Annotated in this window: 20 protein-coding genes; 17 read left to right on the top strand and 3 right to left on the bottom strand. The window is 38.0% G+C overall.

Annotated elements, in window-relative coordinates; all coding sequences use genetic code 11:
- Position 1: 1 nt before the first annotated feature.
- From prfH to BMX11_RS09395, 8 genes are all read left to right on the top strand, one after another.
- On the top strand, positions 2–619 hold the full coding sequence (gene prfH, locus BMX11_RS09355) for a peptide chain release factor H (protein ID WP_090883757.1): 618 nt from the start codon (positions 2–4) through the stop codon (positions 617–619).
- A gap of 214 nt (positions 620–833) precedes the next feature.
- Entirely contained in the window at positions 834–1544 is a 711-nt protein-coding gene (locus BMX11_RS09360; protein ID WP_090883758.1) for an RNA ligase family protein, read from the top strand.
- Entirely contained in the window at positions 1528–2637 is a 1110-nt protein-coding gene (locus BMX11_RS09365) for an AAA family ATPase (protein WP_175474519.1), read from the top strand. Before BMX11_RS09360 ends, BMX11_RS09365 begins: the two co-directional genes overlap by 17 nt.
- 330 nt (positions 2638–2967) lie before the next feature.
- Positions 2968–4179 carry a Pycsar system effector family protein gene (locus BMX11_RS09375; protein WP_090883761.1) on the top strand — a complete coding sequence of 404 codons (1212 nt, stop codon included), beginning with the start codon at positions 2968–2970 and terminating at the stop codon, positions 4177–4179.
- Positions 4179–6221, top strand: coding sequence for a polyphosphate kinase 1 (gene ppk1, locus BMX11_RS09380; protein WP_245738625.1), 2043 nt, complete (start codon positions 4179–4181; stop codon positions 6219–6221). Before BMX11_RS09375 ends, ppk1 begins: the two co-directional genes overlap by 1 nt.
- Before the next feature lie 10 nt (positions 6222–6231).
- The gene (locus BMX11_RS09385) at positions 6232–7131 is read left to right on the top strand and encodes an SdiA-regulated domain-containing protein (protein WP_090883762.1); all 900 of its coding nucleotides are present in this window, start codon (positions 6232–6234) and stop codon (positions 7129–7131) included.
- 87 nt (positions 7132–7218) lie between these two features.
- A complete protein-coding gene (locus tag BMX11_RS09390; RefSeq protein WP_090883763.1) occupies positions 7219–10827 on the top strand; it encodes a BamA/TamA family outer membrane protein in 3609 nt (1202 codons plus the stop codon).
- 293 nt (positions 10828–11120) lie between these two features.
- Positions 11121–13403: a GAF domain-containing protein gene (locus BMX11_RS09395; RefSeq protein ID WP_139180153.1), complete on the top strand. Its 2283-nt coding sequence runs from the start codon at positions 11121–11123 to the stop codon at positions 13401–13403.
- A 184-nt stretch (positions 13404–13587) separates the two neighbouring features.
- On the opposite strand, the gene BMX11_RS09400 is transcribed toward BMX11_RS09395, so the two are convergent.
- The gene (locus tag BMX11_RS09400; RefSeq protein ID WP_090883765.1) at positions 13588–14190 is read right to left on the bottom strand and encodes a GIN domain-containing protein; all 603 of its coding nucleotides are present in this window, start codon (positions 14188–14190) and stop codon (positions 13588–13590) included.
- A gap of 241 nt (positions 14191–14431) precedes the next feature.
- Here BMX11_RS09400 and BMX11_RS09405 point away from each other — a divergent pair, with 241 nt between their 5' ends.
- The 6 genes from BMX11_RS09405 to BMX11_RS09430 all read left to right on the top strand — a co-directional run bounded on the left by BMX11_RS09405 (position 14432) and on the right by BMX11_RS09430 (position 21419).
- Positions 14432–14788, top strand: a complete 357-nt coding sequence (locus BMX11_RS09405) for a response regulator (RefSeq protein WP_090883766.1) — start codon at positions 14432–14434, stop codon at positions 14786–14788.
- A gap of 118 nt (positions 14789–14906) precedes the next feature.
- Positions 14907–15764 (top strand): HD domain-containing protein, encoded by an 858-nt coding sequence (locus tag BMX11_RS09410; protein WP_090883767.1) that lies wholly within the window; start codon positions 14907–14909, stop codon positions 15762–15764.
- 56 nt (positions 15765–15820) lie between these two features.
- The gene (tatA, locus tag BMX11_RS09415) at positions 15821–15958 is read left to right on the top strand and encodes a twin-arginine translocase TatA/TatE family subunit (protein ID WP_090883768.1); all 138 of its coding nucleotides are present in this window, start codon (positions 15821–15823) and stop codon (positions 15956–15958) included.
- Positions 15959–16487: 529 nt separating this feature from the next.
- Positions 16488–16700: a hypothetical protein gene (locus BMX11_RS09420; RefSeq protein WP_090883769.1), complete on the top strand. Its 213-nt coding sequence runs from the start codon at positions 16488–16490 to the stop codon at positions 16698–16700.
- A gap of 188 nt (positions 16701–16888) precedes the next feature.
- Positions 16889–20407 (top strand): gliding motility-associated C-terminal domain-containing protein, encoded by a 3519-nt coding sequence (locus BMX11_RS09425; RefSeq protein ID WP_090883770.1) that lies wholly within the window; start codon positions 16889–16891, stop codon positions 20405–20407.
- Position 20408: 1 nt separating this feature from the next.
- Entirely contained in the window at positions 20409–21419 is a 1011-nt protein-coding gene (locus BMX11_RS09430; RefSeq protein ID WP_090883771.1) for a PorP/SprF family type IX secretion system membrane protein, read from the top strand.
- Positions 21420–21572: 153 nt separating this feature from the next.
- Here BMX11_RS09430 and rpoN read toward each other — a convergent pair whose 3' ends face one another.
- Complete coding sequence (gene rpoN, locus BMX11_RS09435) at positions 21573–23042, bottom strand: RNA polymerase factor sigma-54 (protein ID WP_090883772.1); 1470 nt, start codon at positions 23040–23042, stop codon at positions 21573–21575.
- A 166-nt stretch (positions 23043–23208) separates the two neighbouring features.
- Here rpoN and mscL point away from each other — a divergent pair, with 166 nt between their 5' ends.
- Positions 23209–23646 (top strand): large conductance mechanosensitive channel protein MscL, encoded by a 438-nt coding sequence (gene mscL, locus BMX11_RS09440; RefSeq protein WP_090883773.1) that lies wholly within the window; start codon positions 23209–23211, stop codon positions 23644–23646.
- A 46-nt stretch (positions 23647–23692) separates the two neighbouring features.
- Here mscL and BMX11_RS09445 read toward each other — a convergent pair whose 3' ends face one another.
- The gene (locus tag BMX11_RS09445) at positions 23693–24565 is read right to left on the bottom strand and encodes a ChaN family lipoprotein (protein ID WP_090883774.1); all 873 of its coding nucleotides are present in this window, start codon (positions 24563–24565) and stop codon (positions 23693–23695) included.
- A gap of 132 nt (positions 24566–24697) precedes the next feature.
- Between BMX11_RS09445 and BMX11_RS09450 the strand changes: the two genes are divergently transcribed.
- Entirely contained in the window at positions 24698–25450 is a 753-nt protein-coding gene (locus tag BMX11_RS09450; RefSeq protein ID WP_090883775.1) for a LiaF transmembrane domain-containing protein, read from the top strand.
- Between the two features lie 11 nt (positions 25451–25461).
- A complete protein-coding gene (locus tag BMX11_RS09455) occupies positions 25462–25797 on the top strand; it encodes a DUF4288 domain-containing protein (RefSeq protein WP_090883776.1) in 336 nt (111 codons plus the stop codon).
- Positions 25798–25801 lie beyond the last annotated feature (4 nt).

The raw sequence follows: 25801 nt of genomic DNA on the forward strand, positions 1-25801 counted from the left end.
TATGGAAAAGATGATCATACAAATTACATCGGGTAAAGGCCCGGCAGAGTGCTGCCGGGTAGTTGCCTGTGTGCAAAGTCTATTGATGAAGGACGCAAAAATTAAGGGGATTGATTTGCAGGTGCTGGACAGTAAAGCCGGGGTGTTAAATAGAACACTATTATCTGTTGCGCTAATGGCCACGGGAAATAACTTAACTGCGTTCATTGCTGAATGGAAAGGAACAATCCAGTGGATAGCGCAAAGCCCTTACAGAAAGTACCATAAACGCAAGAACTGGTTTGTAGGCATATCTGCATTTGATGTTCAAAGTTTATTGCAATGGAATCTAAAGGATGTTAAAATTGAAACCTGCCGGTCTTCCGGTCCTGGCGGACAGAACGTTAACAAGGTAGAAACTGCAGTGCGTGGCACCCACCTTCCATCAGGAATACAAGTAATGGCAATGGATAGCCGTTCGCAGCTGGAAAACAAAAAGCTGTGTTTAGAAAGGTTGAGAAATAAACTTCTGGTTTGGCAAGCAGAACAGCTAATGCTTCAGCAACAAGATTTGTGGCAGGAGCATAATGTACTCGAGCGTGGAAATCCGGTTAAGACCATAAAGGCCGATTTGTTTTAGTTGTAACAGAACTTAAGTCTTTCTGTACTTGGATGATATAGCCGATAAAAATGAAATAGAACCCAGAGAAAGTAAATTAGTTTTCTATCTTTGTAATCTCACAAACAATTTAAGTCTTGAGTCATGTAATTTCGTTTGCATATTAATTGTTAAATGACCTTTCCCATTCGGGAAGGGAGTAATATCTTATTTATTTTATTTTACTATTACAAAAATGACTATATCAAAAAAATATAGTCGTACGTATCATTATCCCTTTTCCCCTGGAACAACAAGCGATGATAGAATACAGCACGACTATTGGGACTATATAGAACATATTCCCTTATTAATACATACGGAAAAACTGGATGGGGAGAACAACTGCCTATCCAGGAATGGTGTATTTGCCCGTTCTCATGCAGCACCTACAGTGTCAAAATGGACAGAAAGTTTAAGACAATTCTGGCATCTGGTGAAAAATGATCTTGGAGACTTAGAAATCTTTATGGAAAATTTATATGCAATTCACTCTATAGAGTATAAGAAACTAGACCATCATTTTTATGTGTTTGGCATTCGAGAGCATAACCGTTGGTTGAGTTGGGAAGAGACAGTATTTTATGCCAGCATGTTAGATTTACCTACTGTACCTATAGTCAAAATAGAACAGACACCGGTAAATCAACAGCAGTTTGAAGCTGAGATGCTAAACCTGGTAACCGGGCCGGGAGAATTTAATCCTTATGATGTGTACACGAAAAAAAGTACCACCATGGAGGGAATTGTTACACGGAATGCTGATGAGTATCTGGTGGATGACTTTGCTCGTAACGTTTTCAAATATGTACGTAAAGGACATGTGAAAACGGATGAACATTGGACAAGAAATTGGAAACGTGCAGCATTATTAAACGAAGGAGGTAATTATGTGGATGATAAGTGAAAATAAGGACTGGTCTTATTTAGAAAGTAGATTTGATTGGGTAAAGCGGATGCAGCATGTGCAGCAAGATTCTCGGTATCATGCTGAAGGAAATGTGGCCGTTCATACTCAAATGGTATTGGCTGAGCTAGAAAATCAACCCGCTTTTATTGCGCTAGCTCAACAAGATCAAGAGATTGTATGGGCATCTGCACTATTGCATGATGTTGAGAAGTATAGTACTACTGTTTTTGAACCGGATGGTAGTATAACCTCTGCCGGTCATGCCAGAAAGGGAGCTCAATTTACGCGTCAGTTGCTTTATTTAGATTTACCTACACCTTTTTTAATCAGAGAACAGATAGTAGCCCTGGTTCGCCATCATGGTTTGCCTATTTGGTTGTTCGAAAAAAGTGATCCATTGAAAACCTTGGTTAAAGCAAGTTTGGAGGTAAATATGCAATGGTTAGTCTTATTGGCAAGAGCAGATATGATGGGGCGTGTTTGCCCTGATAAAGCTGAAATGTTGTATAGGATTGATTGCTTTGAGGAATTCTGTAAAGAAAATAATTGCTGGGATAATGGCAGGCAGTTTACTTCTGGCAATGCTTTGATGTATTATATGCAACATGATGATGCTTATGTAGATTATGTTCCTTTTGAAGAGCCTATTGCTGAAGTGGTTTTGATGAGTGGTTTACCAGGATCGGGGAAAGATACTTTTATTAAAAAGAATTATTCCGATTGGCCCATTGTATCGTTAGATCGCATTCGTCAGGAAAGAGGAATATCCCCATCTGATAAAAATGGAAATGGAAGGGTAATTCAAGAAGCGAAGGAACAGGCTAGGATTTATCTTCGTCAGCAACGTTCATTTGTTTGGAACGCAACAAATACCACAAGTCAGATGCGACAACAATTGATAGATCTTTTCAGTACATATAAAGCAAAAGTAAAAATTGTTTATGTAGAAGTACCGTTTGGAAATTTACATAAGCAGAATAATGATAGGGAAGAAGTTGTACCTACATCAGTACTGGATAAGTTGGCCCAAAAGCTAGAAGTTCCGGCTCAATGGGAGGCTTATGAAGTTTCTTATCATATTAGTTTATAGTAATTTTCTCTAAAGGCTGTTTTTTCCTCTTAAGGCTGGTGTCTCCACCAGCCTTCTCCATCACTTCTTACAACATCATTGGATAATATTTTCTATGTTTCCCTGGCAATAATTTTTGAAGCGGATGGGCTTTCAAATTATCGGAAAACAATCAGTGACAAGCGGATACACTGCACATAGCATCCGCACTGCCATCAATGAAATAAGGCATTATTATTGTTTAGTAAGAACAACGCTTTTTTTTATCAAAATTAGCGTAATTTTATACACGGTAAATAAGATGGTAGGTAACGAAGGTCTTATCGATATAATTATCTCAGCAATAACTTCATGAATTATCAGAAACTACAAAATGATGTAGAAAAAGAAGTAAGCAAATACTTCGATACACATACCGACCCCAGGTTGGTTTATCACAATTTAGAACATACCAAAGAGGTTGTTAGTGCCGCCCAACAAATTGCCAATCACTACCAGCTCAGCGAAGAAGATTTTTTTGCAGTAACCGTAGCCGCTTATTTTCACGATACCGGTTATTTTGAAGATGCCTTAAATCATGAAGCCAAGGGGGCAGCTTTGGCAGATCAGTTTTTACAGGCAAAACAGGTTTCTGCTGAAGTACGTGAAAAAGTAAAGAGTGCAATTTTAAGTACTAAAATCCCTCAGCAACCCCATACTCAGATCGATAAAATTATTTGCGATGCAGATCTTTTTCACCTGGGTTTAGCCGATTTTAGAAGGAAGGGGAAGTTAATGCACAAAGAAGTAGAGCTGATTTATAAAAAGGATATCAGCAAACTGGATTGGCGCAAAAAGGATATCGAATTTATGGAATCTCACCATTACCATACCGATTATGCTAACCTGCTCCTTAACGATCAGAAACAAAAGAATGTAGAAAAGCTGAAGAGTAAACTCAGCGTTCAGGAAGAGATTGCGACTGAAATTGAAGAGCCAAAAGCAGATGCCTCTATATTTATTCCCAAAAATAAGAAAGATAAAGATGATCGCCCTGATAAGGGAATAGAGACCATGTTTAGGATCACCTCGGCTAATAATCAGCGGTTGAGTGATATGGCTGATAATAAGGCACATATTTTAATTACTGTAAACTCCATTATTCTTTCCTTAATTGTGAGTTTGTTGCTGCGCAGGTTAGATGATCATGGCAACTTAATTATCCCAACCTTCATTTTGTTGATGGTGAGCCTTTCTTGTGTGGTTGTATCCATTCTTTCTACCCGGCCATCCATCCCACAAGGTGAATTTAGTCAGGATGATTTAGACAAGAAAAAAGTAAATCTGTTATTCTTTGGCAATTTCTATAAAATGTCGCTTCCCAGCTATACTGAGGGGATGATTCAGGTGATGAACGACAAAGATTTTCTTTACGGAACATTGATTACCGATGTTTACTCGCAGGGAGTTGTTTTAGGACGGAAGTACAAACTGATCCGTTTAGCCTATAATATTTTTATGTGGGGTTTAATTGCCGCGGTTTTTGCATTCATTATTGCTTACGCAGCTTACGGTAAACTTTAATGGAAGAAATGATTGCCACAGCCCTTTTTAATAGAGATTTGAGCTGGTTAAAGTTCAATGAAAGGATTTTGATGGAAGCCGAAAGAACGGAAGTCCCGCTTTTGGAAAGAATTAAGTTTCTATCTATATTTTCCTCCAACCTCGACGAGTTTTACCGGGTAAGGATGCCTGTGCTTTTGGCTTTAGAAAAGTTGAGCAACAGGGATGATAACGATATTCGCTTAGAAGAAGATTTGTTGGTTGCAGCCAATCAGTTAATCACTTCACAACAGCAGCGATATGGTGAGGTACTGAAACAGGGTATTATCCCTGCTTTAGAGCAAAATCAAATAGCCCTTTTCTATGCCGAACCCTTTTCTGAGCCCATTAAAAAAGACATTACTCGGTATTTCTTTAGCCAGGTGATGGCTTTTTTACAGCCCGTGTATTTAAACGACCAAACAGATTTTTTTCCTGCCAACAACCAACTGTATTTCTTAATTACACTGGAACAGGAAGGAGTAAGCAAGGTAGTGGCTCTAAATATTCCTTCAAACGAACTGCCACGCTTTTATAAGCTAAGCCAGGAAGAACAAACCTCTATTGTATTTTTAGATGATATTGTTCGGTACCACCTGGATTATCTTTTCCCTGAACATAAAATTACAGGATGTTATAGTTTCAAAGTAACCAGAGATGCTGAGATAGACCTCAAGGATGAATATTCTGGTAGCCTCTCTGATCAACTGGAAAAGCAACTTCTTAAACGGGATTTGGGCCTGGCAACCCGATTTTTACACCAACCAGGTATCCCGGACAATGTTCTGGAGCTATTGAAGAACCTTTTTAACCTGCGCAAGAGGAGTTTGGTAGAGGGTGGCCAATACCACAACCTAAAAGATTTGATGTCCTTTCCGGTAAATAACCCGAAACTTTCAAATACTTCCTGGTCTAAAATATGCAATACCGATATTGTTGAAGGAACCTTAACAGAGGCCATAAACCAGCGGGATATTATTGTTCATACACCTTATCAAAGTTATGATAGCGTGCTTCGCTTTTTTAATGAAGCGGCTTTAGATGAGCATACGGCAGAAATTTACGTTACGCTCTATCGGGTTGCGAGTGATTCTAAAATTGTAAATGCCTTAATCAGTGCCGCTAAAAACGGTAAGAAGGTAACTGTTTTGGTAGAACTTAAAGCCAGGTTTGACGAGGCCAACAATATTAAATGGGCTAAGAAGATGAAGGCTGTTGGAATTGATATCATTTATAGCGTTACCGCGTTGAAAGTTCATGCTAAAGTGGCCCTGGTAAAACGTAAAGTAGGCGATAGAATGAAGTATACTGGTTTACTGTCAACCGGGAATTTTAATGAAAGTACCGCTGCGTTTTATACCGATCACATTTTAATGACCGCCAATAAGGATATGCTTCGGGAAGTAGAGTTGTTGTTTATCTTTTTAGCGAAGAGAGAGAAACCCAGCAAACCCGATCTGATCAAATTTGAACATCTTTTGGTTGCACAGTTTAATCTTCAGGAAAAATTTATAAATTTAATAGATAGAGAAATTGATCATGCCCAAGCCGGAAGGCCTGCCGCAATTACGATCAAAATGAATAACCTCGAAGAGAAGGTATTGATTAATAAACTCTATGAAGCATCATCTGCCGGTGTAAAAGTAAATATGATTGTGCGCAGTATCTGCAGGTTAATTCCTGGAGTGCCGGGTATGAGTGAAAATATTACAGTTACCCGAATTATTGATCGTTATTTAGAACATGGCCGCATATTTATATTTCACCATAACGGTCAAAACGAGGTTTATTTAGGCTCTGCGGATTGGATGAACCGCAACATTTACCGAAGAATAGAAGTGTGTTTTCCTATTTATGACCAGCAGATAAAGCATGAGCTGATCCGCCTGGTTCATATTCAGCAGGAAGACAATACACAGGCTGTAATCATTAATGCGCAAATGGATAATGTTCCAGTTGCCCGTACCAATAAACCTGTTGAGTCTCAGCAGGAAATTTACCAGTTTTTAAAAAATAAATCATAAAACCATACCTATGAAACATTACAAAAAAGGCATTTTATTTGCAATATCAACCGTATTAATCGCTTTTGTTGGCGTTTCTTGTGTAAATGGCAAGCATGAGGAGAACACTACAACTGAAACAGCAGAAGTAAACCCATCAAAACTTCCTTATGATTTAGAAAACCCTGTAGAGTACAATATGCCACAAAGCCTGTTTGAAATTTCGGGTATTGTTTTTAACCAGGGAAAAGCAGATCAGGTTTACGCAATACAAGATGAAGACGGAGATATTTTTCATCTGGGTTTAGCAGATAAGGAAGCAAAGTATTCCAAATTTGGTGGTAAGGGCGATTATGAAGACTTAACCATCATTAAAAACCAGGTTGCTGTGCTCAAAAGCAATGGTGAGTTGCATATTTTTCCATTATCAGAAGTGGGCAAGCCAGAAATTACTAATGTAATTAAAACGAAGGATCTTGTGCCAAAAGCTGAATATGAAGGTTTGGCAGCAGATGATAAAAACGGTAAGATTTATATCCTCACTAAAGAGAGCAAGGCTGATGCGAAGGCTAAGCACACCAGTATTTATGCCTTTCAGTTTGCAGAAGATGGCAGCTTAAAAGCAGATGGTGAATTTGCCTTGGCTTACCAGGAAATAGCAGATTTATCGGGTGATAAAAAACTGAAATTCCGTCCTTCTGCCTTAGCTAAAAATCCGGCAACACAAGAATGGTATGTTTTATCTTCTATCAATAAACTTTTGGTGGTAACTGATGCTGATTTTAAAATTAAGGCTACTTATCCACTCAAAGGGAGTCATTTCAACCAGCCCGAGGGCATAGCTTTCGATAAAGACAATAACCTTTATATTTCTAATGAAGGCGGAACACTTTCAGCTGGCAATATTCTATTGTTTAAACACAAGCCCTAGTTCACTCATTCCATCATTCTATCATTCAATAATTCTATCATTCAATAATTCACTCATTCAATAATCACATCATCCATCCCATCATACATGATAAAAAGATTTACCCTAATTGGAATTTTATTACTACTTAACCTGATTGCTTTTGCCCAAGACGATATTAAATACCGGGTAATCTTATTTGGTGATGCAGGAGAAATGAATGCGGGTCAGATGCAGGATTTAAAGAATGCGGCCAAACAGATTTTGCCCAGGAAAACAACTGTACTTTACCTGGGCGATAACATTTATCCTACAGGAATGGGGCTTCCCGGGAGTGCAAATGAAGAAGACACACAGAAAATACTGCGGTCGCAGTTTGAACCTATGCGTAAAATGGGTGCTGCGGTTTACTTCATTCCCGGAAACCACGATTGGGATAAATCCGGGCCTGATGGCTTAGCTAAGATCAAAGCTCAAGGCAATTTCCTTGCGACTCAAAATGATCCGCTTTTAAAATTAATCCCAGCCAATGGTTGTCCTGATCCTGTTGCCATTAAGCTAGGTGATAAACTCACCATTATTGCTTATGATAGCGAATGGTGGCTTTTTCCTTATGATAAACAAAATCCAGATGGGGATTGTGATTGCAGAACGAAAGATGACATTTTAGTGCGTATGGAACAATTACTCGAAGAAAATAAGGATCGGGTAATTCTCTTGGCTTCACACCACCCTTTCCAGAGCTATGGCCCACATGGTGGCTATTTTAACCTGCGCAATCATTTATTTCCATTAACAGCGCTTAATCATAATTTATATATTCCGCTTCCGGTAGTAGGTTCGTTATATCCATTCTTACGTTCAACATTACTTAGTCCCGAAGATTTAAATCATCCCGCTTATAAGGATATGATTAAATCGGTAACCGATGTTTTTGGGGATTACCCGAATGTAACCTATGTTGCCGGGCACGAGCATGGTTTACAATTAATAAAGGGCAAACAATTGCAGGTAATTAGTGGCTCTGGATCAAAAATTTCGCCTAACCGTGGAGGTAAGAGTTCGCTGTTTAACGAAATGCAACAGGGGTATGTGGTTGCAGATCAGCTCAATAATAACGATATGCGTTACACTTATTACGTTTACGCAGACACCGGCGTAAAAAGTGTATATACCTATGTTAAAAAATATGAAAAGCCCACTTACAAAGATCGTATAAAAGATAAGCCCATTACTGTAGATAGCATGATTGTCCAGATAAAACCTGAATATGATAGTGTTGGGCGTTTTCACCGGTATCTTTTTGGCGATAATTACCGTAAAGATTATGCCGCAAAAACCAAAGTGCCTGTACTGCGGATTTCGAAAATTGCGGGTGGTTTAAAGGCAACTAAAAGGGGCGGGGGAAATCAGTCCAGATCGCTTAGGCTGGAAGATAAAAATGGTAAGGAGTGGGTGTTAAGAAGTGTAGAGAAATATCCTGAAGTCTTGTTGCCGGCACAGCTTAGAGAAACCTTTGCCAAAGATGTAATCAAGGATAATATGTCTGCACAAAATCCCTTTACAGCACTCGTTGTTCCGGTATTGGCTAAGGCAGGAGGAATTCCACACAGTACGCCTGTAATTGGATGGGTTTCTCCAGATGATAATTTAGGTGAATTTGAGGCTGCTTTTGCCAATACGCTTTGTTTGCTGGAAGAACGGGAACCACTTGGTGAGTCGGATAACTCTCCAAAAATGGATAAGAAACTAACTGATGATAATGATAACACTTTAGATGGTCCGGCCTGGCTTAGGGCCAGGGCATTTGATGTTTTATTGGGCGATTGGGATAGACATGAAGACCAGTGGCGCTGGAAAGAAACCAAAAAGAAAGATGGTGGATCGCACTATATCCCGGTGCCACGTGATCGCGACCAGGTATTTTATAAATCGGATGGCCTGATTCAACGTCTCGCACAAAGTTCTTCATTGTTGCCAATGATGCAGGGGTATGAACGCCCATTAAAAAATGTAAACTGGTTTTTATGGGAGGGAAGAGAATTAAGTAGCCGTTGGACAGCTAATATAGACAAGAAGGAGTGGGATCAGGTGGTGAAGGATTTTTGCGCTAAATTTAATGACGAAGTTTTTGAAGCTGCTTTGAAAAAATTGCCAGAGCCGGGTTATTCTATGCACCACGATGAGTTGATGAAGCTGATGAAAGCCAGACTGAAAGAATTGCCAGGGTATATGGATGAATATTATTACTTTTTTAACCGGATAGTGGATATAGAAGTAAGCAATAAGAATGAATTGATTCAGATTACCGACGCCCCCAACAAAGCTTTGTCAGTAAAAATTAATAAAATTTCCAAAGAAGGCAATATCAAGGAGGAATTATTCAACCGTACCTTCGATCCGAAAGTTACGCAGGAGTTAAGGGTGTATATGCACAGCGGAAATGATAGTTTGATATTGGATAACAAAACTTCGAACATAAAAATCAGGATTATTGGAGGCAAAGGAAATAAGGTTTATAATTTCGAAAACAGTCATGCCAAAGTAAGGCTTTACGGCAGAACCGATAAAGCAACCTATTTGGGTGATGATGATCATAAAATAACCAAGATACTTGCCAACGATACATCTAATTTTAGCCATGTACATAAAGATATGTACAGGAGAAGGCTGTTGCTCTTAAATGCCGGTTATAATAATGATGATGGATTATTGTTGGGATTAATGTACAACCAAACCAATCCTGGCTTTAGAAAGAAACCTTATGGAAACTCTCAAACCATATCATTCCTGCATTCTTTCTCTACACGTGCGTTTAGGTTTAATTATAAGGGAGAATGGTTAAAGGCATTAGGCAAGGCCGATTTTATTTTAAAAGCCGATGCTTATGCGCCAAACAATACCCAGAACTTTTTCGGATTAGGCAATAATACACCTTTTGATAATGAAACACAGGAGATTTCCTATTACAGGGCTAGATTTAATCTCTATGAGGTAGATCCTTCAATCAGGTGGCGTAGACCAAAGTCTACTTTTAGCATTGGTCCGTCTTACCAGTATTATAAATATAACAAGGAAGATAACGATGGTCGTTTTATCGAAAATACCGGCCAGCTGCATTCTTACGATAGTTTAACGGTACGCAACGAAAAAATGTTTGCGGGTGCCATTATTAATTTTACCAATAATACACGGGATAATGATTTGCTCCCTACTTTGGGTAGTTACATCGATTTTAAATTGGTCGGTTATAAAGGTGTAAACAAATATTCTAATTCATACGGACAGTTTACAGCTAGTATTTCGCTTTACAAGAACTTAGATGCCAGAAAGAAATTTGTGCTTGCAGATCGTTTTGGAGGAGGTATTACGGTAGGGAAGCCTGCTTTCTACCAGGCACAATATTTAGGCGGCCAGAGTAACCTATTGGGCTACCGCCAATTTAGATTTGCCGGTGATCATGTATTTTACAATAATCTGGAGTTACGTGCAAAACTAGGCGATTTGGTGAGTTACGTATTACCTGGCCAGGTAGGATTATTGGGTTTTTATGATGTAGGTAGGGTTTGGAAGAAAAACGAAACCTCCGATATCTGGCATCATGGCGTAGGAGGAGGAGTTTATTTTGCGCCTGCATCATTAGCGGTTGTACGTTTTGTAATGGCACACTCTACAGAAGGATGGTATCCTTATGTATCTTTCAATTTTAGGTATTAAATTTGTATAACATATAATTAGGGTACATACCAAGTATTACGTTCAAAAGACGAACAATGGGATATTTGGTGTGTATCTTTGCAGTTGATTAATAGTAAGATACGATATTTTATTCTCCCGAATCCACCTCTCATTCATCATTTAATTTTAACAATTATAGAAAATTTATACCCATGAACACCAATGTAATACAGATACACAAGAATGAATGTATTCATTGCCAGGTGAAATCAAATCTGTCTTTTCGTCCCCTTGTGGAATATTTGAAAGACAGATTAAGAACAGAAAAAACCGTGAAATCAGAGTTTTACAGGTTTTTACTGGAAAAGATCGAGAAAAATGATCAATTACTGGGCAATATAAGTGCACAGGAAGTTGCAAAATATAAAGATACATTAGAATTGATTTTTACAATTCTTACGCCTTTAATGGCTAATGAAGAAGATATGTTTTGGGCTTTAAGTACGCCAATCCCCGACGAGATATTTTTTAGTACCAACGCATTCTATAAGTTCTTCAAGGATCACGATCCGAAAAATAAGGTAGATAAAACTGGCGAATCATTAGAAAAGCGCCAGTTGAGGTTTATATACAACCTGATTTTAGAACGTTTCTATAATTTTAAATACGTTTTAAAGAACGAAATTATATATGCCCATGTTAATCCTGAAACAAAGTTAACACAGTACTATAATATCCAAACAGATACTAAATTTGTAGATATTCTGCATCAGGGAGATCTGCCTGAAATTAACTTTCAAAAGCTTGGGCAGCAGTTTCATGATAACTGTGAGCTGGAATACCTTACACAGATCCTTCCGTTAACTAACTTTCACTTTGAAGGGTTTAGTGTAATTTCTATTACAGATGTAACTTTACAGCATGCTATAGATGGTATCCGTGATGCACTTGTTAATCACGACTACCAGTCTGAAGCCTATACCCATGTTATTCAGGCATTAAAAACTTTAAGTGGCAATGCAAATCTTGAATTTGGCCTGATGCCCTTTTTAACAGTTAATAATAAGCTGATATTTGATAGTAAAGAGTTTTCGCAGAGCATGCTCATCAACTCGGCAAAAGATTCTAGCCTTGAGGAAGAGGTGTTCTATTCTCTTGTAGATAAGTACAAAGAAAATCCACGCGCCATTTTTGTAAGTGCAATAAATGATGACCAGATAAAAAAAGATCCTTTCTTAAGAGTATTAAAAGAAGCAGGTGTTTGTTCTTATTCCGTGCTCCCGATTTTTTACAATACGCAGTTGGCTGGTGTTTTAGAAGTTTATTCTAACCAGGAGGTTGTAGTAGATGATCGTTTGCTTTCGCGTTTACGTCCGTCAATGCCACTCATCGGACAGCTTTTTCAATACAGTATAGAAGAGTTTGATGCCAAAATGGATGAGGTATTAATGGATAAGTTTACCGCTTTACAGCCTTCTGTGCAATGGAAATTTAATGAAGTCGTTTGGCATTTTCTTCAGGGAAATAAGAATAAGCAAAAATTGAAGGAGATAGAAACCGTTACGTTCAAACATATGTTTCCTTTGTTTGGTGCTATTGATATCAGAAATTCTACCATCGAAAGAAATAAGGCTTTAAAAGACGACATGGAAATCCAGCTGAACAGCTTGATGGATACCTTGAAGGCGCTACGTAAAAAGGTTAACCTGGAGCTTACAGATAAGTTGCTTTATAATTGCAATGAATGGGTTAAGCGGATCGAAGATTTTGCTTCTTCCAATGAGGAGAGTTTATTAAATGAGTTTTTGGAAACAGAAGTTTATCCTTTTCTCTCTATTATTAAAGCCAGCCATCCTGATACCAGAACCATCATTGATCAGTATTTTGAAGTTATCGTTCCTGAAACAGGTGCTGCTTTCTTAAACAGAAGACAGTTGGAAATATCCATGCAATTGATTAACACTGAAGTAAGTCAGTATTTGGAAAAAGCACAGCAAAACCTTCAGGCATCTTATCCTTGTTATTTTGCCAAGTTTAGAACTGATGGGGTGGAGTATGATATTTACATTGGCCAGGAGATTGCTCCTGAAAAGCCTTTTGATCTGTTATATCTTAAGAATATCCGTTTATGGCAGCTCACCTCTATGGTAGATATTGCCCGTTTATCAAAAGGGCTTATAGATGATATGCCACGCCATTTGCAAACTACTCAGCTTATTTTTGTACACTCTAACGCCATTGATATCAGTTTTAGAAATGATGAAAGGAGATTTGATGTGGAAGGTGCTTACAACATCAGGTATGAAGTGGTTAAGAAAAGAATTGATAAGGTATTGATTAAAAATACCAATGAACGCTTAACACAACCTGATAAAATTGCCATGGTATATTTTCATGCTGATGAAGCACAGGAATATATGGAGTATATTAAGTACATGCAGGTTCAAGGCCATTTAAACGACGATTTGGAGCTGTTGGAATTAGATGAACTGCAGGGAGTTTCAGGATTAAAGGCATTGAGGGTAGGCGTTAAATACCCGCTTCCTGAAAAACAAGAGGTAGCAAGCAAAGGGAACAATATCACAGAAGTTGTTTTAGAAAAACAACTCTCTTAAAAACACCTTGTTATTTGCTTGATCGTAAAAAAAAGGCTGTGTCATAAATTAAATTTCTATTCAGATCTGTCACGTTGAGCTTGTCGAAAACGCCCTGACTAGGTTTAATCAGGTGCTTCGAAAAGCTCAGGATTGACAATCGATTTTTATGAAACAGCCTTTTTTCATTTGTGTGTGCAAAATTTTATCTCACTACAGCTATTTGTTTATCAATAGCTAAAGTTTCAATGCTGCTGATTTTTGTTTTTAAAGCAGCAAATTTATCGATGGTTAATTTGGGGGTTTTGCTCATTACCAAGGTATGGTCATCTGTAGAACCGCTTAATTTTAGATCTGCATTTTCATTAATAACCGTGTATAAACCTATGGTGCTTGTGTTTAAGTCTGCATGTGCATTTCCTTTCATAAAAATCTGAAGATATTTGACCTTTAGCTTCCCCTGGGTTTTGATTACAGCATTTTCGGAAGCGTCGATTCTGTAAATATCATTAACATATACAATCAGCTTGGTAAGGTGTCTATCGGTTGAAGTAATGCGAAGAATATCTCCTTCCTGAGTAACTTTTGCTGTTCCGGTATTATCATCGGTATAAGAAACACCTTTTGCTGTGCCCTGTATTAAAAGAACTTCTACATTTCCTTTAACATAGATTCGTCTGATATTTTTGTTTTCGATCGTTTTTGATATTTTAGTTTCCATTGCGGAAACACTTGTAGCAAATAATGAAGTACTGAAAATAAGAGCGGTTAATGAAGTGGCGATTAGGGTTTTGATAGCGGTTTTCATAATATTTTGATTTAGTAAATGTTTGTCAATTGGTTTATTACGTTTTGTTAAGTTTCGTCAATATGACGCTGCTATTTCCGAAACGTTGCAAGGTAAACTGAGCTTTTATACCAGTAACATGAAGTAATCGACCAACGGGCTTTAAAAACAGACGAACAGGTGATAAAAAATGTTGCAAATCGTTGCTGAATGAAACAGCGTTTTGGTATATTTAATTGAAATTTTAATACAAAAAGGTTACATGAAGAAAAAGGTTGTTCTAGTTCAGGATAATAAAGATATTTTGAATATTATGGATCAGGTTTTAGAGGAGGAAGGATTCGAAGTCACCGCTTCATTAACTACAGAACCCATTGAGAAAATCGATGAAATAGAGCCAGATGTAGTGATTATTGATGATCACATCAAAGGAACTAAAAAAGGATCTGAAGTGATAGAAGAATTGAAATCTACACCCGAAACCGAAGACGTATCGGCTGTGCTCACCTCTACTTCTAATGATTTACCACAACAGGCTGAAGATTGTAAAGCCGATGACTACATTCAAAAGCCGTTTGATTTAGACCACATGGTGGATGTAGTGAAGCGTAATGCATAATACTCAAAAACTTAATGGCTGATAGCTAGCTTTTTGCCGGTAAGTATGCAATTTACCCTTGGTTTTTACTAAAAAAATTAGTATTTTTGTTTTAAAGTAAAACACTAAATATCTGGTTATGGTTGAGGTAAATGATTTCTTATATGGTAAAATGGAGTTGCCACAGGTATTTGCAGATCTGCTGAATACGGCAGCTTTGAAACGCTTAGCTGGCATACACCAAAGTGGTGCTATATTTTTGGTTAATCCAGATATTTGCCATTCCAGATTAGAACATGCGATAGGGGTTACCATGCTCATTAAAATGTTGGGCGGAACGGAGTTGGAGCAAATTGCTGGTTTACTCCATGATGTGTCTCACACTGCGTTTTCACACGTAGGCGATTACGTTTTTGAAAACCTGGAGGAAGATTTTCACGAGCAGGTTTTTGAGGAAGTAATTATTCAATCTGAAATTCCTAAAGTACTTCAAAATCATGGATACGACATTGAACAAATTTTTAGTGGTAAATTTGAAATCCTGGAACAACCTTTGCCCGCTCTTTGTGCCGACCGTTTAGATTATACGTTGCGGGATGCCATTCATGGAGGTGTAATTTCGAGACAAAGGGCAAGAACATTTTTAAAATCAATTGTGCTAAAGGAGGGCGTGATTGAGGTGAGTAGTGAGGAAGAGGCTATGTGGATTAACGATGTTTTTAAGCGATTAAATAATGAAGTCTTTAATCTACCCTTGCATTTGTACGCCAATGGGAAGATGGCCGAACTGATAAAAGAATTAATGGAGAAGGGTTTGTTAAATAAGTCAGATCTTTTTAAAACAGATACCCTGCTGTTGAATAAAATCAGAAGTTCTATTTCTGGTTATGAAGCCATTAAAGCCATAAAACAGCTTAAGGGATTTTCAGAATTTATCAAATTTGGCGCAGTACCAAAAGTAAAAACCAGAAAATTGAATGCAATCTATCACAATTGATTACCTTAGTAAATCTTAAACTTACTGTTTAACGTATATATTTATAAAAGAAGCTTATGTCTACTATAGAAATTGTATTGATTGTTGTTGTGGCTTTATTACTATTTGGAGGTAAAAAACTTCCAGAATTAATGAGAGGCCTAGGCCAAAGTGTTAAAGAATTTAAAAAGGCTAAAGATGAGCCTGCGAAGTAAGTTTTATTACGACTTGCTTTTAATCGGATGCTATTATTGCTTTGTTAATATTTTCTTCACATTAAATTTTTCACGAAGATTAAATGGAGTGAATGAAAGGCCATCAGTTGGACTTTAGGAGGATAGCTATTTCCTATGTTGTTAATCCATTAGGCTCATTTAGTAATCATGCAGGCTTTACGCTTTGTACTCCCAGCTCACAACTCCAAACCCCCAACTATCTACTTACATTTCCACTATTGATAGGGCCTCATTCAGGTTGAAGGCTTTGTACTCCCAACTCCAAACCCCCAACTATCTGTATTGCATTTCCACTATTGATAGGCCTCATTCAGGTTGAAAGCTTTGTACTCCCAACTCCAATCCCACAACTCCCAACTATTTGAATTTATATTGCCACTAATTGATAGAGCTCTTGCAGGTTATATGCTTTGTACTCCCAACTCCAAGCCCACAACTCCCAACTAACCCCAATTCAAAACTCCAAACTTAATCCCCTTTCACTTGTTTAATTATTAAACACAAAACAATGGAAAATACCCCAAAAGGCCCGGCAGGAAAAAAGACTTTCAGTCCGGAAGGTAATGACGAACAATCGGTTAAAAAGGGATTGGATAACTGGAATGATCGGTTAGATAACAATCTTGAGCCAGAAGATCATAACGATGTTTCTGCCGACGAAAGGGCAAAAGAGTATACTGATAAGTTTCGTGATCAAAAGAAATCAGATCCGCTTGACTAGGAAAAAAAAATGATGTGCAGAAAAACTTTACACAAACCCTCTACTTATTTACACAAACCTCCATTTTAGGCGACAAAAAAGTATCAATTTTTAAGTAGGATATTTTTCTTGTGTTGGAGAAGTAGTATATTGCATTTACTTATATTATGTGTAATGTACCATTCCCGCTCAATTAAACTAATCAAGTGATGAATAAGATTTGCTTATTAGTTTTATTCCTTGCTGTGCTTTTTTCAGCTTCTGTTTTTGGGCAGAACATTTCAAATGAAGGCTATGATTTTTGGGCGGTATTTCCTACGCATGTTGCCAGTGGGAATGGAGGTACTACCACAACCAATCACGCCAATATTGCGGTATTCGTTACCTCTAAATCTCAGTCAAGGGTAACGGTTAGTTGCGGAAGTTACACTGAAACTAAAGATATTCCTGCCAATACCGCCATTCAATTTGATGTAACCTGGGCGCAGGCATATGTGAATTTTGTGGAGGCCAATACCAACCTCATAAACAGGGGTATCCATATTAAAGTTGCCGATGGCAAACCGAAGGTTTCCGCTTACGCACACATGTACGGCGCAGCCAGGTCGGCAGCTTCTCTAATATTGCCTTATGAAACTTTGGGGCAAACCTATTATTCCATGAATTACACTCAGTTAAGTGGAGCACCTCAGGGAAATAATTATCTTACACTGGTAGCTGCAGAGGCCAATACCACTATTTTATTACATGAAAAGAATGGGAATGTATTAAAGATTACGCTGGATAACCCCGGTGATGTATACGAATACATGCCCAATAATTTTGGCGATTTAACCGGAGTATATGTAGAAGTAGATAAGGAAACATCGTCTTGCAAGAGATTTGCTGCATTTTCGGGCAGTTCTGTGCTTTACATTGCTTGTTCGGGCTCTCAGGATCCACTGTATCAGCAATTATATCCTACTACAAGCTGGGGCAAAAATTATGGGGTTGTTCCTTTTATAGGCCGGCGTTATATTCTTAGAATACTTGCGCAGGAAGATAACACAACGGTTACTTATAACGGTCAAACCTATACCTTAAATAAAGGCTCCTTTCATGAGAGTGCCATACTTAATGAATCAACTTATGTTTCGGCCGATAAGTTAATTAGTGTAGCACAGTATTCCCTTACCCAGGCATGTTCCAGTGCTACTGGAGGGAATATAATTGGAGATCCGGAAATGGTTATGCTCAACCCGGTAGAGTTTAATATTAAAGGGATTACTGTGTTTTCTTCCATTTTGCAGGCCATTTCCAGCAGGTACATCAATGTATTGATGCGCAGTAGCAAAACCAGTACCTTTAAGATGAATAACGTGCCTGTTGCTGCAAACTGGATTCCGCTCGCTGGTAATTCTTTTTATTCTTATGCACAAATTCCAGTTTCGCAAAGTAGTATTACTTTAGAAGCGGATGATGGATTTAATGCAATTGCTTATGGTTTCGGGCAAGCTGAATCATATTCCTATTCTGCAGGAACTAATCTATCTTCGAATAATTACCTCACGGTAGTTAATGATGCCCGGATGGTGGAGGGACCAAACGGATGCGTGGGGCAAGAGGTTGATTTTAAGGTAAATCTTCCTTATGTGGCCGATAGAATAACCTGGACTTTAGAAAATGGTACTCCAGATGTTATTTCCAACCCTACGCCAGAAATCAAGAACATCAATGGGCAAACCATATATGTTTACCGTTATCCGGTGAGCAAAACTTATACCGTTGCGGGAGAATATAAGTTAGAGGTAATTGCGCATGTGCCCAATAATGCCTCAAATTGTAATAGTGGCGATTTGACTACCAATTACATCTTTACTATTTATGATCTGCCAACAGCTAAATTTAAGGCAGAAGAATCAGGTTGTGCCAAAAATGATATCAGCTTCACAGATCAAAGTGTGCCTAATGCACAAAACTTTGCCGTAACAGATTGGTTCTGGGATTTTGGAGATGGAAAGACATCTACAGAGCAAAATCCCAAACATCAATATGCTGCGGAGGGTACTTATAATGTAACCTTATCAGTTAGGGCTGGAACCGGTTGTTTTTCTGATCCGGCACCTCCACAAACTGTTTTAATTTATCCTAAACCTGTTTCCAGGTTCAGTGCTCTGGCAACTGCCTGTATCAATAAGAGTTTTGAAATTGTAGATGCATCAACCATTAGCAGTAGTTTAACGCCTAATACAATTGTTAATTGGAACTGGGATTTTGGTGATGGAAGTACGCCTGTAGATAAAAACACTGCGGCTCCTTTTTCTTATCAGTACAATAAATTAGGTAAGTATACCATCAAGCTTGTTACTACTTCTGCTTTAGGCTGCAAAAGTGATGTATTTTCATTTGATGTAACGGTAGCTGATTTGCCTGTGGCTAAGTTTACCATGCCCAATATCTGTTTGGAAGATCCATTTGCATTATTTGTTAATCAATCTACTGATGCATCTGATGGCAACGGCTCTTTAAACTATGAGTGGACTTTTGGAGATTTAGCAAACTCAACAGCCCTTAATCCGAACACCTCTAACCTCAAAGACGGAAAGCATATTTATAAAGTAGCAGGGACTTACAGGGTTTCGCTTAAAATTACCAATGTTAACGGATGTGAATCAACAATAAGTCAGGATTTTGTAGTTAACGGGGCGGTAGAAAAGGCAGATTTTATCGTGCAAAATGAGGCAAATCTTTGCAGTAATCAAAAGGTGATTATCAACAATACCTCAACGGTGTTTTTTGGAAAAATAACCCGGATTTTAATCTATAAAGATTTTGTTAATGCTCCTGAAGATTTTCAAACCATTGTTGATCCCACAGCAGAGGATATAGCTTTAACTTATCCAGCTTTTGGTGGTAATGTAGAAAAGAAATTTACAATAAGATTGATCGCATATTCAGGTGAAAATTGTTTTCAACTCAAAGACAAAGAAATTACCTTAAAGCCAATACCTCAATTATTATTTGCAGCGATTCCCGAAATTTGCCAAAACGATGGAAATGTAATGATCAATCAGGCGCGGGAAACTTCAGGTATTCTAGGCACCGGTAAGTATACTGGAGAGGGGATAGATGAGCTAGGAAATTTCAATCCGAAGTTGGTTGATGTTGGATCGCACATTATTACCTATACCTTTACTGCAGCAAATGGTTGTCCGGCATTCATTACGCAAAATGTTGTGGTAAATAAATCCCCAATAGTTGATGCCGGGCCAGTAATTTACATTTTAGCCGGGGGTGAAATCGCTATGCCAGCAAGAGCTGAGGGAGTTAATTTAACTTATAAATGGCTGCCATCAACAGGATTAAAACAAGATAATATACTCAATCCAGTTGCTTCTCCGGAACAGGATACGGAGTATACTCTCACAGCAACCAGCTATAAGAATTGTAGTGCCTCATCATCAGTAATGGTTAAGGTTTTACAAGTTTTAACACCTCCAAATGCCTTCAGCCCAAATGGGGATAATGTAAATGATGTGTGGAATATTAAATATTTAGATACCTATCCAAATGCAACGGTGGAAGTTTTTAACAGAAGCGGGGCCAGGGTGTTTTTTAGTAGTGGATATAAAATACCATTTGATGGAACCTATCAAAATGAAGCGCTTCCGGTAGGTGTTTATTATTATATTATCAATCCTAGAAACGGTAGGAAAACAGTAACAGGATCATTAACGCTAATCAGATAAATTGAAAAGAATCTTTCTCATACTAACCACATTTTTATGTGTTGAAGCATTTGCTCAGCAGAAGCCTCAGTATACACAGTATATTTTTAATCAGTACTTGTTAAATCCTGCTTTATCTGGAATAGAAAATTATATAGATTTTAAGGGAGGATACCGCAAACAGTGGAGTGGAATTACAGATGCTCCTCAAACTTCTTTTGTTTCTGCGCATTGGGCTTTGGGAGATAATCAGCTCTGGAGTAATGCACTAACCTCTTTTCCCGAACAATCGGGGGATCCAATGGATAGAAGCTATACCCAGAATTATATGTCTTCACCATCACATCATGGAATGGGAGTGACGGCAGTTTTGGACAAAACAGGCCCGATAAAAAGACTGGATGCCAACGTTACTTATGCTTATCACCTACAATTGAGTAATAATTTCAATTTATCTGCAGGTATTGCAGCAGGTATTTCAAGTATTTCACTTGATGTGAATGAACTGACTTTTGATACGCCTTATGATCCTGCGCTTAACAGGGCACTGGTTAACCAGGTTAAGCCCGACTTAAGTGTAGGTTTATGGCTTTACGGTGCCCGAATGTTTGCAGGGCTTTCTGTACAGCAGATTCTTCCCCAAAAACTTAGCTTTACAGGAGATAACACCTTTAATCAAGGGAAGGAAGTGCCACACTTTTTTGCAACAACAGGCTATAAATTCTTTGTTGATGAAGAAATTGCCATCATTCCATCAGTTATGGTTAAGTACGTTCAACCTAGCCCGGTTTCTGTAGATTTAAATGCTAAACTGGCATTTAAGGATAAGGTTTGGCTGGGGGGCAGCTACAGGAAAAATGATTCGTTCTCTGCAATGGCTGGATTCAATATTGGGAAAATGGTAAACCTCACCTATTCTTATGATTTTACAACTTCAGATTTGAATCAGGTGAGTAACGGTAGTCATGAGATCGTTTTAGGCTTATTGCTGAACAATATTTATAAGGTTCCTTCCTATATCAAAATATGGTAGTTTTCCTGCTTCAATGCTGTGCCAATTGCCAATCCTAAGCTTGAATTAGGATGGGGGCGTACTGTTCCCTATCGAGAATCACATCCATGGAAACTGCATGCCTCAAACTGCAAACTGTGAACTGCAAACTGAAAACTGTGAACTGAAACCCGCCTAAAGCTCTTTCCTCAATCTGGCAACAGGGATATTCATTTGCTCCCGATATTTGGCAACCGTTCTTCTGGCAATATTATAACCTCGTTCCTTAAGGATTTCCGTTAATTTTTCATCTGCCAAAGGCTTGCGTTTATCTTCGTTTCCGATACAGTCTTCCAGGATTTTCTTAACCTCTTTGTTCGAAACTTCTTCACCATTTTCGGTTTGTATGGCCTCAGAGAAGAACGATTTCAATAAGAAAGTTCCAAACTCTGTTTGTACGTATTTGGAGTTTGCAACCCTGGAAACAGTAGAAATATCCATGTCAATCTTATCTGCAATGTCCTTTAAGATCATCGGGCGAAGCTTGCGTTCATCGGCAGTTAAGAAATACTCGTATTGATAATGCATAATCGCATTCATCGTTTTAAGTAAGGTTTGTTGTCTTTGCTTAATGGCATCAATAAACCACTTCGCCGAATCCAGCTTCTGTTTTACAAACTGTACGGCTTCTTTAAGCTTTTTATCTTTTGAGGAAGCTTTGTCGTAATGCTCAAACATTTCCTGATAAGATCTGCTTACTTTTAGCTCCGGTGCATTTTTAGAGTTTAGTGTAAGTACAAGTATGCCATCGTTGTTACTGATGTGAAAATCAGGAATAATTTGCATTTGCTTAGTAGTAACCTGATTAGCATCTCCCGGTTTTGGGTTTAGGCGCAGGATTTCATTCACGATTTCCTTTAACTCCTCACTATCCAAGCCTAAGCTTCTTTCTAGCTTATCATAATGTTTACGCGTAAATTCATCAAGGTAGTTTTCTACAATATTGATGGCCTTAATGATAATGGGATTGTTAACGTCTTTTCTTTTTAATTGAATGAGTAAACATTCTTTTAAATCGCGGGCACCAATACCTGGAGGGTCAAAACTTTGGATTAGCTTCAACATTTCCAGTACATCTTCTTCCTCAACCATCACATTTTGAGAGAAAGCGAGGTCATCAATCATTGAGCTTAACGGGCGACGCAAATAACCATCATCGTCTAAACTACCAATAATCTGTTTTCCAATTACAAAATCCTGATCAGAAAGGGGGATAAGGTCAAGTTGTTCTTGCAGACTTTCAAAAAAAGTACTTTCTATGGCAATAGGTGTTTCTTTTTTCTCCTCATCGTCGTCTCCATTATTATAGTTGGTGCTATAATCGTTGGTACTGTCATCCTGTAAATAATCATCTACATTAAACTCATCTGTTCCTTCATCTGAAGATTTTTCGTAGTCGTCTGGAGAGTCATTTAAGTCATCATATTCACTTCTAGGTTCATCCTGAGTCATTAAACTAGGATCCTCTAAAGCAGGATTTTCTTCAAGTTCTTCTTTTACTCTCGTATCTAAGGCAACAGTAGGTACCTGCAACAGCTTGATAAACTGTATCTGTTGTGGTGATAACTTCTGTAATAGTTTTTGTTGTAGATGTTGCTTTAGCATAGTATATATAAAAGAATGGGGCAAAAATAAACAAATGATTTCAGATATTCCTTGGAATTAATCCAAATGCAATTGATATGTTCGGTTTTTAAATTATTTGCTAAACATTTGTATTGAATTTAATGTTTGCTACATTAGCAAATAAATCATTAAAAACTTAATTATTATGGGATTTGTAAAAGAATTTAAAGAATTTGCCATAAAGGGCAACGTGATGGATCTTGCGGTCGGTGTGATCATTGGTGGAGCTTTTGGGAAAATTATTGATAGTGTGGTGAATGATTTAGTTATGCCTGTTGTTGCTGCTATTATTGGTAAACCTGATTTTAGCAATTTATATGTAGTTTTACGTGGAGCAGTACCTGAAGGCACCGCATTGGCTGATGCCAAGAAAATAGAGGGTGCCGCGATATTTGCTTATGGTAACTTTATCACTGTTGCCATTAACTTCTTATTACTCGCACTCGTAATCTTTATGATGGTAAAAGCCATTAACGCAATGAAGCGTAAAGAAGAAGCCGTAGCTGCTGCTGCACCTCCGGTTCCAACCAAAGAGGAAGTTTTATTGACCGAAATCCGTGACGCAATTAAAGCAAAAGCGTAACGATAAATATAATAAGGCCGCAGTTATTAAATCTGCGGCCTTTCTTTTAGTAACTCCGCTTAATTTGCGGGTTAGTAATAATAATATAATCGCCCAGCAATTCGAACTTCTGCCAGTTAGGATTGTCGAAGCTTTCATCAGAAAAAGATGAAATGTTTTGAATACGCAGTTTAGGAGCATACCCTTGTAGCTTTGCTAAAGTTCCAAGCCTTTCATCGCTGTGAAAGCGCCCATTTACCTGTAAAATCTTTATCCCTTTATTTTCCTTGGCAAATTTGGCTATAGACCAGGCCATGGTGGCATCCCAAAAGTTTTGGGTTTGGTAAACTTTCATATTTCCCATGCTGTGGCCACCTAATATTTCACTGAATTTTTCCTGGTAACGACCGGTTGCCGTATCAATGGGTAGTGGAGGTAAAAAAGGGGCTGATGTTTGGGGAAATTTATACAATACCCCCAATCCTTCCGTAGTAACTGCATTGCTGTATCTTGCCGCTGCATTCGCTGCAATAACCTTTAACTTATTGTTTTTAGCATATTCTATCAAAGGCTTATAATCTTTATAATTACTCCAGGCTCTTGCTTCTTTGATAAAGTTTTTTTCTGAAATAGCTCCGGCAAGGTATTCATTAACAATGGGCTGTGTATCTGTATGGAACATTTCAAGACTCACCGTTGTACGTCCGGAAAATCTTTGGTCCATCTTTTCAAGCAGGGTAAGCTCCAATAAATGACCGATAGAATCATTGTGTTCTTCTCCAAAGAATAAAACATCACAATTATCCAGCTCCTGAACCAGCTTATCTAAGCTGATTACTTGATGATTTTTGGTGTTGTAAACTTTATAGTTGCTTGCTGTGTTTTGGGCGAAGGCACTGAAGCAGGTTGTCGAAAGGGCAAATAGATACAAGATTTTCATAGTTCAAAGTAATAAAAATATTTTCACCGATAAAATTAGGCCACTTACCGTCTTTTTACCAAATGTTATGGGTGTTGTGTTTCGGGATAATGTTTTTATGAATAGGTTTGAAGTATTATAAAGAAAACACACATGGAAACTCAACATAACAATATCAAAAACTCCGGACGTATTTGGGGTGGTGCAATTATCGTGATCATTGGCTTTGTATTTTTGCTTAACAATATAGGCCTTGATATTCCTGACTGGATCTTTAGCTGGTCTACCTTATTAATGGCTTTGGGAATTTTTATTGGCCTGCGCCGAAATTTTAGAGGTGTTGGATGGTTGATATTATTATTGATCGGAACCTATCACACCTTAGATAATATTGCAGGTCCGGATTTTGATATATCTAAGTATGCTTTAGGTATTGGTTTGGTAATTGTTGGCGGCTTTTTGATTTTTCGTCCAAAATTTCCCAATCAGGGTAAGGCCAAGTTTAAAGACCGTTTTACCGATCAGTTTAATACAGACGATGCAGAGAAATCTACTAAGGTATTAGATAATGATATCATTGATACCTCTGCATTTTTTGGGGGTAGCCACCAGACCGTTTACTCTAAAAATTTTAAAGGTGGAGATATTACCGCTGTTTTTGGAGGCGCGGATATCAATATGACCCAGGCAGATTTTAGCGAGGTAGCATCGTTGGATGTAACTGCAGTTTTTGGAGGTATCAAATTAATCGTTCCTCAGAATTGGGCCATAAAATCTAATGTAACAGCACTTTTTGGAAGTGTAGAAGACAAGAGGGCACACCTGTTGCCTACAGGAGAAATTCAAAAAACCCTTGTGTTAGATGGAACAGCAATGTTTGGAGGGATAGAAATCAAAAGTTTTTAAATTCTTGAACAATGAAATGGTTTGCCGTAAATTGTATTTTTCAGATTATTAGTGGCGATGGAGCTCATTCCCCACAGTTTAACGAACAAACACGACTGGTGCTGGCCAGCGATTTCTCAAAAGCTTTAGAAAAGGCTAAAAACCGATCTAAAGATTACAACAGCACCTTTAATAATTTTGATGGCCAACAGGTGCGATGGGAGTTTGTCGGTTTTGGAAGTATCATTGAAATAGAGGAACCCGCTGATGGTGTAGAAGTCAGTTCGCTGATTTTAGAACCTCATTCGGTTGCATTTTATCTAGAGAAAATTGCACACAGAAATAAAATGTTAACACAACATAACTAGAAGA

Source organism: Pedobacter rhizosphaerae (genome assembly GCF_900111155.1).
Taxonomy (GTDB): domain Bacteria; phylum Bacteroidota; class Bacteroidia; order Sphingobacteriales; family Sphingobacteriaceae; genus Pedobacter; species Pedobacter rhizosphaerae.

Excerpts from the sequence above, each read along its gene's own strand:
- prfH (WP_090883757.1), top strand. The coding sequence starts at position 2 with ATGGAAAAGATGATCATACAAATTACATCGGGTAAAGGCCCGGCAGAG.
- BMX11_RS09360 (WP_090883758.1), top strand. The coding sequence starts at position 834 with ATGACTATATCAAAAAAATATAGTCGTACGTATCATTATCCCTTTTCC.
- BMX11_RS09365 (WP_175474519.1), top strand. The coding sequence starts at position 1,528 with ATGTGGATGATAAGTGAAAATAAGGACTGGTCTTATTTAGAAAGTAGA.
- BMX11_RS09375 (WP_090883761.1), top strand. The coding sequence starts at position 2,968 with ATGAATTATCAGAAACTACAAAATGATGTAGAAAAAGAAGTAAGCAAA.
- ppk1 (WP_245738625.1), top strand. The coding sequence starts at position 4,179 with ATGGAAGAAATGATTGCCACAGCCCTTTTTAATAGAGATTTGAGCTGG.
- BMX11_RS09385 (WP_090883762.1), top strand. The coding sequence starts at position 6,232 with ATGAAACATTACAAAAAAGGCATTTTATTTGCAATATCAACCGTATTA.
- BMX11_RS09390 (WP_090883763.1), top strand. The coding sequence starts at position 7,219 with ATGATAAAAAGATTTACCCTAATTGGAATTTTATTACTACTTAACCTG.
- BMX11_RS09400 (WP_090883765.1), bottom strand. The coding sequence starts at position 14,190 with ATGAAAACCGCTATCAAAACCCTAATCGCCACTTCATTAACCGCTCTT.
- BMX11_RS09405 (WP_090883766.1), top strand. The coding sequence starts at position 14,432 with ATGAAGAAAAAGGTTGTTCTAGTTCAGGATAATAAAGATATTTTGAAT.
- BMX11_RS09410 (WP_090883767.1), top strand. The coding sequence starts at position 14,907 with ATGGTTGAGGTAAATGATTTCTTATATGGTAAAATGGAGTTGCCACAG.
- tatA (WP_090883768.1), top strand. The coding sequence starts at position 15,821 with ATGTCTACTATAGAAATTGTATTGATTGTTGTTGTGGCTTTATTACTA.
- BMX11_RS09420 (WP_090883769.1), top strand. The coding sequence starts at position 16,488 with ATGGAAAATACCCCAAAAGGCCCGGCAGGAAAAAAGACTTTCAGTCCG.
- BMX11_RS09425 (WP_090883770.1), top strand. The coding sequence starts at position 16,889 with ATGAATAAGATTTGCTTATTAGTTTTATTCCTTGCTGTGCTTTTTTCA.
- rpoN (WP_090883772.1), bottom strand. The coding sequence starts at position 23,042 with ATGCTAAAGCAACATCTACAACAAAAACTATTACAGAAGTTATCACCA.
- mscL (WP_090883773.1), top strand. The coding sequence starts at position 23,209 with ATGGGATTTGTAAAAGAATTTAAAGAATTTGCCATAAAGGGCAACGTG.
- BMX11_RS09445 (WP_090883774.1), bottom strand. The coding sequence starts at position 24,565 with ATGAAAATCTTGTATCTATTTGCCCTTTCGACAACCTGCTTCAGTGCC.
- BMX11_RS09450 (WP_090883775.1), top strand. The coding sequence starts at position 24,698 with ATGGAAACTCAACATAACAATATCAAAAACTCCGGACGTATTTGGGGT.
- BMX11_RS09455 (WP_090883776.1), top strand. The coding sequence starts at position 25,462 with ATGAAATGGTTTGCCGTAAATTGTATTTTTCAGATTATTAGTGGCGAT.